Origin of the sequence: Candidatus Methanosphaera massiliense (genome assembly GCF_028890305.1) — an archaeon.
GTDB lineage: Archaea > Methanobacteriota > Methanobacteria > Methanobacteriales > Methanobacteriaceae > Methanosphaera > Methanosphaera massiliense.
On sequence record NZ_JARBXM010000001.1, the window covers coordinates 1,111,046 to 1,129,013 of the forward strand.

The 17,968-nt window shown below is 27.6% G+C and carries 13 protein-coding genes; 8 read left to right on the forward strand and 5 right to left on the reverse strand.

Annotated elements, in window-relative coordinates:
• Nucleotides 1–108 precede the first annotated feature (108 nt).
• Nucleotides 109–399, forward strand: a complete 291-nt coding sequence (locus tag OTK55_RS05285) for a hypothetical protein (RefSeq protein WP_274871043.1) — start codon at nt 109–111, stop codon at nt 397–399.
• 86 nt (nt 400–485) lie between these two features.
• Here OTK55_RS05285 and OTK55_RS05290 read toward each other — a convergent pair whose 3' ends face one another.
• A complete protein-coding gene (locus OTK55_RS05290) occupies nt 486–1,136 on the reverse strand; it encodes a transposase (protein ID WP_274870718.1) in 651 nt (216 codons plus the stop codon).
• Between the two features lie 176 nt (nt 1,137–1,312).
• Nucleotides 1,313–1,801 carry a helix-turn-helix domain-containing protein gene (locus OTK55_RS05295; protein WP_274870716.1) on the reverse strand — a complete coding sequence of 163 codons (489 nt, stop codon included), beginning with the start codon at nt 1,799–1,801 and terminating at the stop codon, nt 1,313–1,315.
• Nucleotides 1,802–1,981: 180 nt separating this feature from the next.
• Between OTK55_RS05295 and OTK55_RS05300 the strand changes: the two genes are divergently transcribed.
• The 3 genes from OTK55_RS05300 to OTK55_RS05310 all read left to right on the forward strand — a co-directional run bounded on the left by OTK55_RS05300 (nt 1,982) and on the right by OTK55_RS05310 (nt 11,419).
• Nucleotides 1,982–5,536, forward strand: coding sequence for a beta strand repeat-containing protein (locus OTK55_RS05300; protein ID WP_274871044.1), 3,555 nt, complete (start codon nt 1,982–1,984; stop codon nt 5,534–5,536).
• A gap of 372 nt (nt 5,537–5,908) precedes the next feature.
• Nucleotides 5,909–8,617, forward strand: coding sequence for a hypothetical protein (locus OTK55_RS05305; protein WP_274871046.1), 2,709 nt, complete (start codon nt 5,909–5,911; stop codon nt 8,615–8,617).
• Between the two features lie 2,589 nt (nt 8,618–11,206).
• Nucleotides 11,207–11,419 carry a hypothetical protein gene (locus OTK55_RS05310; protein WP_274871047.1) on the forward strand — a complete coding sequence of 71 codons (213 nt, stop codon included), beginning with the start codon at nt 11,207–11,209 and terminating at the stop codon, nt 11,417–11,419.
• Between the two features lie 382 nt (nt 11,420–11,801).
• Here the strand turns inward: OTK55_RS05310 and OTK55_RS05315 are convergent, their stop codons facing one another.
• Entirely contained in the window at nt 11,802–12,356 is a 555-nt protein-coding gene (locus OTK55_RS05315) for a flavodoxin family protein (RefSeq protein ID WP_274871048.1), read from the reverse strand.
• A gap of 171 nt (nt 12,357–12,527) precedes the next feature.
• Nucleotides 12,528–12,992 carry a MarR family winged helix-turn-helix transcriptional regulator gene (locus OTK55_RS05320; protein WP_274871049.1) on the reverse strand — a complete coding sequence of 155 codons (465 nt, stop codon included), beginning with the start codon at nt 12,990–12,992 and terminating at the stop codon, nt 12,528–12,530.
• Between the two features lie 287 nt (nt 12,993–13,279).
• On the opposite strand from OTK55_RS05320, the gene OTK55_RS05325 reads away from it, so the two are divergent.
• The 3 genes from OTK55_RS05325 to OTK55_RS05335 are packed head-to-tail and all read left to right on the forward strand — an operon-like array spanning nt 13,280 to nt 15,507.
• A complete protein-coding gene (locus OTK55_RS05325; RefSeq protein ID WP_274871050.1) occupies nt 13,280–14,140 on the forward strand; it encodes an amino acid ABC transporter substrate-binding protein in 861 nt (286 codons plus the stop codon).
• Between the two features lie 3 nt (nt 14,141–14,143).
• Nucleotides 14,144–14,794, forward strand: a complete 651-nt coding sequence (locus OTK55_RS05330; protein WP_274871052.1) for an amino acid ABC transporter permease — start codon at nt 14,144–14,146, stop codon at nt 14,792–14,794.
• A gap of 29 nt (nt 14,795–14,823) precedes the next feature.
• Nucleotides 14,824–15,507 carry an amino acid ABC transporter ATP-binding protein gene (locus OTK55_RS05335; protein WP_274871054.1) on the forward strand — a complete coding sequence of 228 codons (684 nt, stop codon included), beginning with the start codon at nt 14,824–14,826 and terminating at the stop codon, nt 15,505–15,507.
• 43 nt (nt 15,508–15,550) lie between these two features.
• Here the strand turns inward: OTK55_RS05335 and OTK55_RS05340 are convergent, their stop codons facing one another.
• Nucleotides 15,551–16,660: a glycosyltransferase gene (locus OTK55_RS05340; protein WP_274871055.1), complete on the reverse strand. Its 1,110-nt coding sequence runs from the start codon at nt 16,658–16,660 to the stop codon at nt 15,551–15,553.
• Between the two features lie 124 nt (nt 16,661–16,784).
• On the opposite strand from OTK55_RS05340, the gene OTK55_RS05345 reads away from it, so the two are divergent.
• The gene (locus OTK55_RS05345; RefSeq protein ID WP_274871056.1) at nt 16,785–17,948 is read left to right on the forward strand and encodes a MalY/PatB family protein; all 1,164 of its coding nucleotides are present in this window, start codon (nt 16,785–16,787) and stop codon (nt 17,946–17,948) included.
• The last annotated feature ends 20 nt before the right edge of the window (nt 17,949–17,968 follow it).

Sequence of the window (17,968 nt, forward strand, 5' to 3'; positions counted from 1 at the left end):
ACTTTAACTTTATATACTATCCTGTTTAATCTATTAATAACAAGAATTAACATTTTTAGAAAAAGACAATGATTCTTATTTAGAATATAAATATTAAGGTGAATAAAAATGGCAGTAAAAGCATATTTACAAGTCATAATGACAATTAATAATGAAAACAGAGAGGCAGCAGCAAAAGTATATAATGATTACCGTCAACCATTCCTAGATGATATTGAAGGTGCATTAACTAAAGAATTATTAATAAGAGATGAAGATGTTCAGGTAGTTCATGGCTTTGATAGCATGGAACATGCTAAAGCATATCTTGATTCAGAATTATTTACTAAGAAAGTTGCTCCAGGTCTTAAGCCTACATGGGCTGCTGATCCAGATATAAGATTTTATGAAGTAGCATAAGTAATATAATTAGAATTATTTTTCCACTTAAGGAAAAAATATTATAAAACATATGTTTAATATACTTTTTTTGTTTTTATAGTATTTTACCAAATGTTTATACCTAAATATTCATTAACCCAATTTGTGTAAAATGATGTTAAATCAACTATTTTATAGAATTCACGTTCAAATATTTCTATTAATTTGTTTAAATTTTCATACATTGATTTATATATTTTAGATTTAATTTTACGCCATACATCTTCAATTGGATTTAAATCAGGGCAATATGGTTTTAAAAAGATTAAATTTATGTTCAATATTTCACAGGCTTTTTCAACAATTTTAGCATGATGTATTCTTGCGTTATCTAAAATAATATTTATTCTTTTTTCTTTTGAGTTTATTTCCATTATTTTTGGATTTGATAGGTTATTCAGTAATCTTAATCTTTTTTCATACCCTATTTTTCTTGAATTGTTGTTGTCTTCTTTCCTGCAAATCTTTTGAATTTTTTCTATGGAAATTTGTTTGGAATTGTCATTATATAGTTCATCATTGATTTTATTTATCAAATCCATTTCATTTAGTGATTTAGAGGATAGATATTTTTTTATTTTTTCATCAGATAAGTTTTCATTGTTTATTGCATCTTTGATTAATTGTTTACCTAATCTATTAGTCATGTTTTCAATACGGTAATGGCATAAGGTAATTACAAAGTGAAATGCATTGTTTTTTGTATTTACCTCCATATATGAGTTGCAATTGATTCCTTGAAATCCAGTTACATTTATTCCAAATTTTACTGGATGTTTTGTTTGTATATTTTTTTCTCCAGGAGCATATAATATTCTTGTAACATTTGGAACATTTTGACAAGATGTTTCATCTAAAAAAGCAAAATATTCTGTTTGTATGTCTGTTGTCTTTAGTTTTTTTTAAGATCTTCTTCAGGATTCTTAGGACGTGTGTTGTATTTAATGAATGGTTTTCCATAGTTTAAATTTAATTTTTGTCTTGTAATAACCCATACTTGCTTCTCACTATATGTTATACCATATTTTTCTTTAATTAAGTTTCGTACATCTTTTAAATTATATTTCTCTTCATTTCCAGTTATGATTTCATTCAATTCTTTTAATTGTTGATCAGTTAAATATGATTTTCTTCCACAATTGGAATAATTTGAAAATAAACCATCAACGCCATTTTCATTATATTGTTTGACCCAACGTTCGCCTGTTTTTCTTGAAATATTAATGTTTTTTGAGGCTTTAGCAATACTTTCACCATTTGCAACCATGTTAATTAACAAAAGACGCCTATAAACAGTGTAATATTCCTTGTACTCTTTCAGCATGTCTGAAATTTCTGAAAGTTCTAAATGTTTTTCAATTTTATTATTAAATTTTTCCATGAATATACATTTATAATCCATTAGGTATAAACTTTTAGTAAAAAACTATAAATTAGAAAAAATATAATCTAATACAACTAATATTTAATTAATTTATTTTAATATATTAGTTATAAATTATAGGAGTGGAAGACTATTAAAAATCAATATAGAGTATTATTCTTTGTAATGGTTATCTTCATGGTTTTAATAGGAGTATCAGCTTTATCTGCTGCTGATAATTCAACTGTAAATAGTAATGAAGTAACAGCAGCTACTAATGATGTTATAGCTACATCTGATGTTGATACAAGTATAACTAGTAATGATGAAGTTATTTTAGAATCTAGTTCAAAGACTATTTCAACTGTGAATGATAATTCAAAAATTAGTACTAATAAGATTAGAAGTAATTCCAAATCTCTAAAAAATGATGCTAATACTACTAGAAATACATATTATGTATCATTAAATGGTTCCTCAACAAATGATGGATTAACACCAAGTACAGCTTATGATTTTAAATCAGTATTTGGATCATTTCCTAACGGTGAAACAAAATTCAATAATTCAATCATAATTGTTCAAGAAGGAGTTTATAATATAAATGGGTCAGTAGCACCTCAAGGATTAATATACACATCCGGTGATAATTGTGGTAATTTTGTATTAAATGTTAAAGGAAATGGAACTGTAGTATTTAATGGACAAACTGGTTCAACTATATGGTACAATATAGCATCATCTAGCAGTGGATCAAGTATAACATTAAATAACATTAAATTTACTAATGGAACAGCATTCTTAAATTCTGGTTGGTTTACAAAAAATTATAAGTATGGTGGAGCATTATATAATAGAAGAGGAGATTTGACTGTCATTAATTGTACATTTGAAAATAACTCTGCAAATGGTACAGCATACAGTTTAGGTGGTGCAATAACAAATTATCAAGGAAAATTAGCAATTATTGATTCTATATTCCAAAATAACTTTGTGAACGGTACCGTAACTTATGGTGGAGCAGTAGCAAACATGGAAGGAACATGTACAATTGAAAATTCAACATTTAAAAATAACAGTGCAAAAGCTACAACCAAAGTTAATGATGCTCAGAGTATTAGTCCAATAGAAGCAGCTTATGCTGGAGCTGTAGGTACTTACTCTTATGGAACAACATATGTAACTGGTAGTACTTTTATAAACAACACCGCTGGTAGTGGTGGAGCTGTAGGTAATGTAAACTCTATAACTATAGTATCCAACAGTACATTTATTGAAAATAATGCTGAAAATGGTGGAGCTATAGGAAGTTATACTAGTAGTTATGTTTTAGATAATCAGTATACCATTATTGATAATAACACTATTATTAACAATACTGGTGTAAATGGTGGAGGTATTTCTGTATTAAGTGGAAATTCCACAGTAAACAGTAATGTTATAGTTAATAACACTGCGGTAAGTGGTGGAGCTATTGCAGTAGAAACAGGTAATGTAACTATTACTAAAAACATTATTGTAAATAACACCGCTGTAAATGGTGGAGGTATTGGAAGCTATGAAGGTAATACTGTAGTTACTGAAAATACTATAGCAAATAACAAAGCAACATCATTAGCTGGAGCAATAGGTACAAGTAATGGAATAATAACAATAAATAATAACACTATAGCAAACAACACAGCAGCACAAGGTGGAGCAGTATACAATAATCAAACAACAGGTATGTTAAATAACATATTCTTTAATAACACAGTAACATCTGAGAATGGCTATGTAATATTTAATGAACCTAGAAAAAGTATTACTATAGTTGACAACAAATTCTACAACAACACAGATTTCAAACGTGACATGTTATTCAATGATTTAACATCAGAAAGAACAACAGGAAACATTTACATAAGTAACTTCTTAGAAACTAACACAGACACAAAACTTGAAAATGTAACAATACCATCTGATTATACTACAACAATAACTATTGATATCAGAGATGTATACAATGACACAGTTAGAAATGGTAACATAACTGTATACATTAATGGTAAAAAATATAATACATACGAAGTAAAAGATGGTGAAAGTGCATTAATCACAATTCCAAAAAGTGATTTAGGCGCTTTAAATAAATTAGTATTTGAATACACATCACCAGACCTTAGTTATCAACCATTAAATCTTACAGCAACAATTATTTCAATTAGAAATACAAAAGTTACTGTAACAGCTAAGGATACTAACTATGGTAATAAAACAAGCATAGTTACAAAATTAGTAGATGAAGATGGTAATCCTGTAGCAAATGCTAACGTAGTATTATATATCAATGGCAAAGCTATGGAGGTAACAACTGATAATGAAGGTTCATACACTTATGAACTAGTAACTGATAATCTTGATGTAAACACTGTAGTAGCTATATATAATGGTGATGCATATTATAGGTCATCTTATAATGTGGATACATTCAAGGTATATAGATTAAACACAACTACAAGTGTAACTATACCAAGAATAACAGTAGGTGACGATGCTACAATAAAAGGTAATTTAGTAGACCAATTTAGTACACCAATAGCAAATGCTGACATGGTATTAATTATTAACGGTACACACTACGCTGTTAAAACTGATGAAAATGGTTCATTCACATACAATATACAGGGTATAACAAATAATACTGTTATAACAGCAGTATACTCTGGTAATAAAACATATGCTGAATCATTAACTTCAGAAGTAGCACAATTAGTAAAAAGAGCTACAATAGTTACAATAGACCCAATAAAAGGTATTATTGGAGAAAAAATAACATTAACTGCTCATGTAATTGATGAAAAAGGTAACAGTGTAAGTGGAGGAAATCTTGTATTCAAACTTAATGGTAAAACTTTAAGAATTGATGGTTCTTTCAATAGTACTGCAAGTCCATTAAAATTCAAAGTAGTAAATGGAACAGTTGAATACACTATGATAGCAGATCTTTATTTAAGAAATGCTAAAAACATTACAGCAACATATAGTGGATCAAGTGCCTGTGAAAGTAATACATCCAACGTAGCAGAAGCTCAAATAGCAAAACGTAGTGCAACAATAAAAGTAACTACAATCAACAATACACTTGCAGATAAAGACATAGTGTTCACAGCAAATATTACAGATGTAACACCACATGCTGAAAATATTACAGCTGTTGACAATGGTGGATATGTCATATTTAAAATTAATGGTAAAACATTAAAAGATGAAAACGATTCACCAATAAAAGTTGCTGTAGAAAACAATATTGCATCTTATGTATATCATGTACCTGTAGGTACAGCCTCTGTTGATGCTAATGGTAACCTAAGAAGCTATACTGTAACAGCTGTATATGCAAATGATATATTCTATCCAGATACTAGAAATATAACAGCATTCTCCGTTGAAAAATCACCAATCAACATACAATTTGGAGAAGTAGTTATTAATAATGCTACTAAAACATTATCTATAAAAGGTAATATCACAGATTACAATAATAACTTACTTGTTGGAACTAACAAAGTTTGCGTAAAAGTAAATGGTGTAACAATTAAAGATGAAAACAATAAAACTATATACTACACAGTAAATAATGGTAATATTGATTTATCTAACATAAACGTATCCAACTTCAAAAAATACAATAATGTTATGATTGTTACCGGAGACAGACAAGCATATTTAGAAGGTAGAAATTCAACATCTAATATAACAATAGAAGATTAAATTCTTCAATTTAATCTCTTTTTCTTTTTTTTTAGAAAATATCTATTTTTGCACAGAATTGAATAAGATATAAATATAATAAAAATATATTTTTTTGAGTTTTATTTATTTTATTTATTGTTTCACTTTTATTTTATTCCATTAAATTTTCTTCTTTGTACTCTTTTTGAGTTAATTTTTTTTTGAATAATGTTAAGAACTATGTTTTAAACTTTATTTTATTAGTTTTTAATATTTTTAATAATAGATTACTTTTTTTGGGAATTTTTTTTAAATCAAAAAGTTTTTTTAAACGTCATATATACCTATATATATGTTTATTTTTTTTGTAAACATTTATTTATTATTTAATTGATAGGAGGCGAAAATATAATGAAAAATTTAAGATCTTGTATGTTATTTTTAGTTTTATGCACAGTATTACTAATGTTAACCTCGGTTAATGCGGATAATGTTAATAATACGGGTATACATACTGAAGATAATATTATTCAGACAGATAATGCTTCAATGGTTCATGTAACTAGTAATATTTCTAAAAATAATGTTACAAGAGATCATACCGTAACTGTTAATAAGAATAAACATCTTAATAAAAATTTAAAGCAAGAATCACATGAGGGTTATGTTTATGTTAATAGTAATGGTATTGGTGATGGTAGTGATAGTACAACACCTGCTAATATAACATATGCATTAACCAAGGTGACAAATGGAGGAACAATATACTTAGTAACAGACGAGGATAATGATACATATTATTTTAACACTAGAATAAACATAAACTCAAATACTCTAAGAAATTTTAATATAACAGCACAACAAGGAAAAACAATAACATTCATAGGAAATAGTACTATATGGATATACCAGGGACATACCATTAATATCACAGGAATAACATTTACTGATGGAAAAGGTGGTAATGGTGGAGTAATAATGAATGGTGGTAATTTAACAATTAATAATTCAACATTCATTAATAACACAGCTGATAATGGTGGAGCAATATACAATGATAGAGGAAATCTAACTATTACAAATAGTATTTTCATTAATAACACAGCAACTAATGGAACAATTTATAGTAATGTAGGTAATATTATTCTAAATAATAATACATTCACTAATAACATAGTAAGAACTGGTGGAGTAATATCAGGTAATAAATGTAATACTACTATAATAAATAATTTATTTATGAATAATTCTGCAGAGTATGGTGGAGCTATATGCTTAACACATAATTACAATAGTGCATACACATATTACTCAATAAACAAAGTAATTAACAACACATTCACCAGTAACAAGGCAACATACGGAGGAGCAATATACAGTTTTGGTACAGATGACACAATAAACAATAACATATTCATAAACAATACAGCAGATAATCATGGTGGAGCAATACTAAATAGTATAAGTAATCAAACGATAAAAAACAATACTTTCACAAATAACAATGCAGAACAAGGTGGAGCAATATATTCAATACAAGGAAATCAAAATATTACAGGTAACACATTCACTAATAATATTGCAATAGATAATAGTAATTCTTTATACAGTTATTACACTAATCAAGCATTAATAAATAATACATTACCAAGTAACACTGTAATTATCAAAGGAAATATAATTGAAGAAAACAAGGATAGAATAGTATATAATCAGAGAGATGTAGTACCGACAAATACTTCTGAAAAGAATTATACAGTAGAAAATAACCCAAATCTATATACAGCCATAGTATTCCCATTAAGAGATGGACAACCAGTACCATTTAATGATAACAGTACCTCTTTTTGTACAGAACTACATGATAAAATACCTGTTTTTCATGCCATATATGAAAGACAAATTATTACTAATCAAACAGTCATTAATACTAGGATGAATAAAAATGTTATAGAATATGTAAAAGCATTCCTTGTATTATTCTGGAATGACAGTTCAGTCTTTGAAGATGCATCAAATCATAATGTTAACCGAGTAGTAATAGATTTTTTAACAGCTTATAATATTTATGATCCTGTTACTTTAGCATATACACCAAATGGACTTAAAAAACCTTTACAGTATTTTTTAACTAGTATTGAAGAAGCATTAGAACAAAATAATGGAACAATATCTAACAGGGGTTTACTCCGTGATAATGTAACAACATATCAATTATATTACTATAAAGCATTAGATGCTTATAATGGTGGAATACATTATCAGAATATGATTGGAATTAATTTAAATAAAACTCCATTGGAAATGTCATGGGCATGGAAACTAGTAAATCAGACAACAACAGAAAACATAACAGAAAATTACACAGTAAATACAACAGTACAAGAACCATATAATGCAACTGAAGAGTATCAGGAAAACATAACAGTACAAGAACCATACAACGTCACTGAAACATACAATGTAAACATTACAAGACAGGTTCCTTATACTATTACTGAGAATTATACGAGAAATATAACTAAGAACACCTCACATAGTACAGGAAGAGCTAGTGTAATAAGACCATACATACCTATTAAAACAGTGGGTATTGGAAGAAACACTATAATAAATAATAATGTAAAACAAAACATTAAAACACAACCAGTAAAGGTAACAACACATCAAACAGGAACAAGAACAGTTATTGCTTATAGAAATGTTACAGTACAAGAACCAAGAACCAGAATAATAACAAAATACAAAAACACAATAAAAACCGTGACAAAAACAAGAATAGTGACAAAATATAGGCCAGTAACACACGAAGAACAAAGAAGCAGAATAATAACAAAAATAAACTATAATTACAAACTATACATCTACTTATTATACCTGGAAGGTAAAATAAGTTACAAAGACCTAGTAGCAATAGTAGGAGCAGAAAACATCCAATTCAACGAACAAGGACAAATAGAACTAACATTTAATAACATAGAAGACATACCAGCAGACATAACAGTAAAAAGCTCTGACAATAGTGATATTCCAACAACAAGTGATAACATAGACACATCAAACCCAGACGGACTAGAAGAACCAGTAATGGACGCAGGAATAATAACCACAGAAATATAAAAAAATATATTCCATTTTTTTATATTTTTTTTATAGTTTTTATAGAAATCCAATAAAGTGTTATATTTTACTGAACTAGTCTAATAAATATTATATTAAAACTTTGCTTCTAACCTTTTTCATTGTAATTCAATTGTTATTTGTCAATTAATTCCTGAACAAAACTAATTTTTTTTAACAAATAAAATTAATAATTTCTGTATTAACTAATATTTTTTTAACAATATAAATTCTTTTAAAATTTCTAATTAGTGTATTCATATTTAAATTCACTTATTTTCTTATTTTTTTCTATATTTTCTATGCTGAAACTAATTTCAAACAATATATAGTTCGTATAAACTTATTATTTTTATTAACTTCTTAAAAATTATTAAAATAAATTTTAATATACTTATTAAATATATATTTTCTAAAGAGCCAATTTTTAATAAAAATCTAATATATCCAATAAAAGAAAGAATAAAAGGAAAAAAATAGATGAATAGAAATTTAAATATGTATTTTATTTTAACAATATTATTCATACTAATAATAAGTATCACTTCAATCAATACAGCAAATAACACAATAACAGAAGATACACAAACATTAAATTATAGCAAATAATTATCAAACAATATAAGACAACATAACTCATCATACAGAAAATAATACAAAACAAATGCCAAAAAATAAATAAACTTAAAGCAATTAAATCGAATAATAATAAAACAATAAAAACATCAACAATAGAAAAGAATGTAAACCATTTCACAGAATTATCTACAACATTAAATAAAATAAACAGTAATACAAATGAATCTAAGTATATTATACGATTAAATGAAGGAAAATATTCTTTAAAATAATAATTTAATTTTACAAGGTTCATATAAAAAATATAGTTATAGAAGGAAACGATCAAATAATAACGAATAATGCATTAAACATAAGAGGAAGTAAGAATAGTACTGTGATATTTACTGTTCACCTTTTTGATTACCCCTTATATTTATCGATATATGTATAATTACGTAAACCTCACTTTAGATAACACTATTTTAGGTATTAATGCATGCTTAATAAAGGTGAAAAGTCTACTGTTTATATTAATGGTACAGATAGAATTTATCAAATATTACAATATGCTCGGTAATTATACCTTCAAAAATAAAACTCTAACAAAACTCACGGCTAATTTTGGTAACTTAATATTGATAAATTTTACACTCAACGACCTGTCAAATCAGGGTAATTTGACTTTGAAAAATTTTACAGTCAATAAAAGAATAAATAATCATAATAATTTAACTATTGATGATAATACTATCTTTACAGAAAATACATTTATAAATAATGATTGTAACGGCTTGATTAATATTAATACTTCAGATAGAATAACTGTTTATATGATTTCTTTAAATGGTAATTATACTTTTAAAAATATTACATTTAATCATGAGATAATTAATAATAGAACTTTAACATTAATATAGTAATCTTTAATACAAATGAGGATAATTTACATATTGCTTGTTCATTTGAGAATATTAACAAAACACTTTCTAATTATGAAGTCTATGTATAACTAATAAAGTTAATTCTTCATTGTTTTTAAATAATACAACATTTAATATGGGTATAATCAAAAACATGAATAATTGTACTTTCATAAATAATACTATTTCATGTTGTATTGGATTAAATGAATATTATTATTCTGGTAATATAAATGCAAATTCATTCCAAGTTAAATGTAAATAATTGTCTTTTTGAAAACAATTCATATGGTGCATTAACAGAAGTAAATATTACATTAATAAACACTACTTTCATAAATAATATTAAATATTACCAATGAACTAGTTATAATGGTGATGAGGGGCTATGTGGAGGAGTTATAGAAATCTATTTCCGTGGTAATTAACTGTAGATAATAGTATTTTTATAAACAATTATGTTAAAGCTAATTCTTCATATGGAAATGACGGTTCTCAATGAGGAGCTATATTCATTGATAAGAATTCTGAGAGTTATATTAAAAATTCATTATTTCATAATAATAATTATGCTATTAACGCAATCAGTTATTATGAAATAGCAACAGGAGGAGCAATTGTCGAAGATAGAAATACTATAATAAAAGGCTGTACTTTCATGAATAATAGCGTAAATGGTTCAAAATATGCTATTCAAATATGTATAAGAATCATTTAGGTAATGGTTTTGGAGGAGTTCTTTTTGTACTGTATCCTTTCAGTATTCTTTGAACATTAATAAAACTATAACAATATTCAATAACACTTTCATAAATAATTATGCAAATAATGAAGCAGGAACAATATACCTAAACCATACTAGAGTTATCAAAATCAAATAGGTTCTTATAATATTACTGTAATTAATAATACATTTATTAATAATACTTTACCTAAAGAAACAATCTTAATTGATTCAAATAACACTACTATATAACAAATAACAATTATATAAATACGAGTATAGGATATAAACTTATTGATCCTGAAACACAAATAAACTTCCAATGAACTTCACAAACTTAAATAATATAATTATTAATATAAACATTATATTTAAATGGATAGAATGCAACCTTTACTAATATACCCCATTTACACTAGAATCAGAAAACATAACCATAAAAATATGAGAATAAACAACACAATCACAGGAAACAACATAACAAGTAACACAGAAACAAGTGGATCAGCAATTGATACTAAACACAACACAACAACAATAAAGAACAACAACATTAAAAATAATACAGCACATTCTATAAAATCTATTTTTTCATAACTTCTAATTTTAATTATATATATAAATTTTCACAATGTTTTTAAAAATATATTATCACTCATAAATTAAATATTCCATCTATTAAATAATAATGTTTTTTTTTATTTGATAAACTTTTTTGGTAATGTGTGAATACTTCTAATCATTTATGGATTGTGAGTTATTATATATTAAATTAGGGAATTATTTTTGAAATAATGCTTTATTTTGTTAATTTTATGTTAAGTTATGAATAATTAAAAATATTGTTTTTATCTAAAAATTATTATTGAAATTTCTTCTTGGAAAGTAGTGCGGAGGATAATGTTCAAAGTATGTTAATATGAAAAAAGATAAAAAGGATGGAGGTTAAATTAAACTTAGAGAGATATAAACGGTTTGTTTATATTAAGTTTTCTCCTAATGTTTTTGCTTCTGTTAGTTGATCTTCTTTACCTTCAATTGCTTTTAGGTCGTTGTTATCAGGTAGGTCAATAACATCTCCTTTTTGGAAACCAAGCATTCCAAATGCTTCAAGTACAGCGTTTAATGCTGGAATACATGCTTCTTTTGGAGCTACTCCGTTAGTACCGATTATTGATACTTTTTTGTTTGAGAATAATTTTTGGTGTTTTTCAGACATGAAATATGAGTATAATCTGTCTAATACTAATTTTCCTTGTCCTGTAATGTTTCCAAAGTATATTGGAGAACCAAAGATTATTGCATCTGCTTCTTCGATTGCTGAGTATATTTTTGTCATGTCGTCGTCGATTGCACATTTTCCTTCATGTGCTTTGCAGTAATTGTCTCCTTGACATCCTGTTATGTTCATTTTGCATGTGTCGAATATTTCTGTTTCTGCTCCTTTTGCTGCTGCTGCATCAAGTGCTGTTTGTATTGCTATTTTGTTGTTACTTCCGTCACGTGGACTTGTGTTTATTCCTATTACTTTCATTTTAAATCACCTATACAATCTACTTGAATATTCAAGTAGTTCTAATTATTACTTATAACATAATGACTATATAAATGTAACTGTAAAAAAATACTAAAACAAGTAATTTAAACACGATAAAATGAAATACTCTTAATAAAATAATGATAAAATAATAAAAAAAGTATAATACTAAGAATTTTGAAGATATTCCGCTGATTTAAGACATAAATCAAATAATAATTGTTTAAATATTTTTAAAGTTTCTTCTGAAAGATCTTCCGTAATATCTTCTTCCCAATTGCTACTTATGTCTAATAGATTACCTGTAATCTCAGAACCATATTCAGTTAAAAAGACAAGATTTCTATTCTTTTTATTTGGATCAACCTTTCTTTCTACAATATTCTTTTTCTCAAGACGTTTCAGAAGTTTAGCAACATTAGATTCTGTTATATATGAAGATTTAACAATTGAACGTTGAGTACATCCAGGATGTGTATATAATTGTATAAGAACAGGTAATTCTGCAGGAGTAACATCAACATCTCTTAATTTTTCATGATAAAACTTCTCTTGACTCTTAAGAATAATAGTCATACAAATATTTATTGGAATTGAATCGGGATTCTCGAAATCATAATCAATTGAAGTCATTTTAATCACTAATTTATATATAGAATTATATCTTTTAATTAATATAAATAAGTTATCAAGAAATTATTATTCTAATAATATAACACGCATCTTGATAGAATAAATAAGCCTATTTTTCACATTTTATACTTAGTTTGTTTAATTATTTATCATATTATTCTATTTTTATTAATTAATTTAAAATATCTTAGATTACAAACATTTATTTATACACTTAATTTTTTTTATTCTTTAATGAAATATATTAGGGGTATTTGAATAAACAATTGGAAACATGGAGATTTTTTATGGATAAGAAATTCATGGCAATCCTGGCACTTGTTATACTAGTTGTAATAATACTATGTGTAGCATTTTCAGGAGTGTTTACTGATAATGATTATACAACATCTGTTTCTAATGATGAGAATGTATTAGTTCTTGGATTTGATCCAAATTTTCCTCCTTATGGTTACAAAGATGATAATGGAGAATACATAGGATTTGACTTAGATCTTGCCCAAGAAGTATGTAACAGGAATAACTGGACACTCGTCAAACAACCTATTGATTGGAACAGTAAAGACAGTGAATTAAATTCAGGTACTATTGATTGTATATGGAATGGTTTCACAATCAACGGTAGAGAAGACGATTACACATGGTCAAAACCATACGTTGATAATAAACAGGTAATTGTAGTTAAAAAAACATCAAATATCAGTAGCTTAGCAGACCTAAAAAATAAAAATGTAGAAACACAAGAAGATTCATCAGCATTATATGCGTTAGAAGATAATGAAACATTAACAAGTACTTTTAAAGATCTAGTACAAGTTACAGATTACAACACAGCATTCATGGACTTAGACTGTGGTGCAGCAGATGCTATAGCAATGGATATGGGAGTTGCAAAATACCAAATTCATAATAAAAAGAATTCAGGGGATTATAAAATATTAGATGAACAAATATCCTCCGAGCAATATGGAATTGGATTTAAAAAAGGTAACACACAACTAAGAGATAAAGTACAGAAAACTCTAGATGAAATGGCAGCTGATGGTACCATAGATAAAATTGCAAGTAAATATGAGGACTATGGTGTTCCTGAATCTGTTAGTTTAGGTAAAAATAATACAACAAATAACACAACAATAGGTGAATAAAACATGTTATTAAGCATAATACTAAGTGAGCTAGCATGGGGAATGCTCACTTCTATTGAAATATTTCTACTCACACTATTATTCTCACTACCATTAGGATTAGTAATAGCATGGGGTAGAATGAGTAAATTCGCTCCACTACAATGGCTTATGAGAATATACATCTCAATTATGAGGGGAACACCATTAATGCTACAGTTAATAGTAGTATTCTTTGGACCATACTATTTATTTGGATTACAGGTATCAAGTGATTTCAGGATAGTATCAGTTATCATAGCATTCGTATTAAACTATGCTGCATACTTTGCAGAGATATATCGTGGTGGAATAGAATCAATTCCAAAAGGACAATACGAGGCAGCACAAATACTAGGATACAGTAAATATGAAACATTCTTCATAATCATACTACCACAAGTATTCAAGGCAGTATTACCAGCAATAACAAATGAAGTAATAACACTAGTAAAAGATACATCATTATCATTTGTAATAGCAGTACCAGAAATGTTCACAGTAGCAAAGGAAATAGCAGCATCAGAAGCATCAATAATGTCCCTATTTGCAGCCGGTGTATTCTACTACGTATTCAACATAATAGTTGCAGCAGTAATGGAATATATAGAGAAAAAATTAGATTATTACGATTAGACAAAAGACAGAATATATGAGGAAGTATCATGAAACTATTAGAAATAAAGAATCTTAGAAAGAGTTTTGATGATAATGAAGTATTGAAAGATATTTCTCTTAGTGTTGATAAAGGGGAAGTACTAGCAATTATAGGACCATCAGGTTCTGGTAAATCAACACTTCTAAGATGTCTAACAGACCTTGAACAGGAAGATAGTGGGGAAATAATATTTGAAGGTAGATTTGGATTAGTATTCCAGGATTTCAATCTATTCCCACATCATACTGTTATGAAAAACATTACAAATGCACCAATCCGTGTTCAGAAAAGAAATAAAGACGAAGTATATAAAGAAGCTCGTGAATTACTAAAGAAGATGGGCTTAGAGGACAAGGAAGAAGCATATCCCTGTGAATTATCTGGTGGTCAACAACAGAGAGTATCAATTGCAAGAGCACTTGCAATGAATCCGGATATACTCTTTTTTGATGAGCCAACATCAGCATTAGACCCAGAACTCACCGGTGAAATATTAAATGTAATCAGAAACCTAGCAGCAGATAATATGACAATGGTTATTGTAACCCATGAAATGAGCTTTGCAAAAAAAGTAGCTGATAAGGTTATATTCATGGATGATGGATACATCGTGGAAGAGGGAACACCAGAAGAGGTATTCTCCACAGAAAACGAGAGATTGAAATCATTCCTCGGTAAATTCTATGATTAAATTATCATAGAATTAATACCAATTCACCTCCACTTATTTTAGATTATTTTAGTATTGATTTTAGTTTATTCTTAACTTTAAACAGGGTACTCTTCGATTCTTCTAGTTTTTTAAATTCATATTCAACATCACAATTATTATAGTGTTCCTGTTTATTAAAATAATCCTCAAAGAATTTTGAATTCATAACTGCTAAGTAATTAGCTGCAAATTGATGAGGCAGTAACTTGAATTCTTTTTCAGTTAGATTCATTGACTGGAATTCCTGTTTAACTCTGCTATGAAATTCATCACCAATTCGTGTTTCATTCTTGTTTATGGTTGATAAATGATATGTGAGATGGTCTATTTTCATCTGTGTGAATTCATTTTTCAGTATTTGGTCAAGACCATGATCTTCCAAGTAGTGTTGTTCATGTTCTATTATCTTAAAAAAATCAAATATCTTCCTATTTGTATGTGATTTTTCGGTTATGGAGTATGGATTATCTAACCTGTAACTATATAATACTTCATCTACAAAGGATATTCTATTAGCTGTGAGTACTGATTCTACGTGTAGTGGTACATCATTAAATGATAATTTTTCTGGAAAGTAGAAGTTATTATCAAGCAGGAATTGTCTTCTGTATATCCTTGACCATATATTGACGAACCTATTGAATACTAGTGATGGTATTGTATTCCATGTGAAGGTATAGTTATCATAATTTGTATTGTCAGGTATTTCTGTTTTTAGGTTGAATTTACCAGGATATGTTATTCTAGACTTATCTGTTGTAAAGTATTTTACTCTGAAAAAGGTCATATCTGCATGATTATGGGAAGCATTCCCATAAGATAATTCACAGTAATTCTTATCTAATATGTCATCAGCATCAACAAAGGCTACGTATTCACCCCTAGTTATATCAAGTCCTTTTTTTCTTGATATTCCAGCACCACAGTTTTTCTCATTTAATACTATCACACGATTATCCTTACCTGCATATTCCTGTAATAACTTCAATGAGTTATCAGTGGATCCATCATTAACACATATTACCTCTATATCAGGCAATGTCTGATTCAGTACACTATCCAGGCATTCTCCTAGAAATTTCTCAGCATTATATACTGGTATAATTACTGATACTTTGATTTTATCATCCATCATAATTTCTATATTTATTGCTTTTGTAATATTACTGTTAACATAATAAATGAATTGGAATAATGTAATTAATAACAAATAATATATAGATTTAACAGACAAGAACAGGAGAATATAAACTAAAATGAATTATGATTTTGATACTATACTAGACCGTAAAAATACAAGCTCAGTAAAATGGGACTACTTTGACACAGAGTTACCAATGTGGGTAGCAGATATGGACTTTAAAGCAGCCCCTGAGATAACAAAAGCAATAATAGATATGACAGAAATGGGAGTATATGGATATACCATGATACAGGATAAATGGTATGAAGTATACATTGACTGGTGGAAACAGTATGACACTAAACTAGAAAAGGATTGGCTAAAATATACAACTGGAGTAATACCAGCAATATCAACAGTTATCAGAAAACTAACAAGTAAAGGTGATAAAGTACTGATACAAACACCTGTATATCACGTGTTCTTCTATATAATAGATGATAATGAAAGAGAAGTAATAGAAAATAAGCTAATATACAAGGATAAACAGTATTCAATAGACTTTGATGACTTAGAAGAAAAAATAGCAAGGGATGATGTGAAGTTAATGTTACTATGTAATCCCCATAATCCTATAGGAAAAATATGGTCAAAAGAGGAACTAGAAAGAATAGGACAATTATGTAGGAAACATGATGTTGTAGTAGTAGCTGATGAAATACATGGAGATTTAACTGACCCTGGAAGAAAATATAATCCATTTATAAATATATCCGAGGAATGTCGTGATAATACTATTATGATAATAGCTCCCACAAAGACTTTTAACATAGCCGGATTAAAAACAGCAGCAGTATGTATACCAAATATTAATCTAAGAGAAAAGATATTCAAGGTTATTGATGTGGACTGTATAAATGACCCTAATATCTTTGCAATAAAGGGTACTATAGCAGCATATACTAAAGGGGATGAATGGCTTAATCAATTAAGGCAATACCTCTATGATAACAAGCAATTACTGAAAGATTACTTAAAAAATAATATACCTGAGATTGAATTAGTACCATCAGATGCAACTTATCTATTATGGATAGATTGCAGTAGATTAGGTATACATGGGGAGGATTTCTGTGATTTTCTGAACAAGAAAACTGGCCTACTATTATCACCGGGAGTACAGTTTGGAAAAGTTGGAGAACAATTTGTAAGGATAAATATTGCTTGTCCACGAAAGATTTTACTTGATGGACTAGATAGATTAAAAAGAGGAGTAGAACTATACAAGAATAGATAAAACTATAATGAGATGTGATT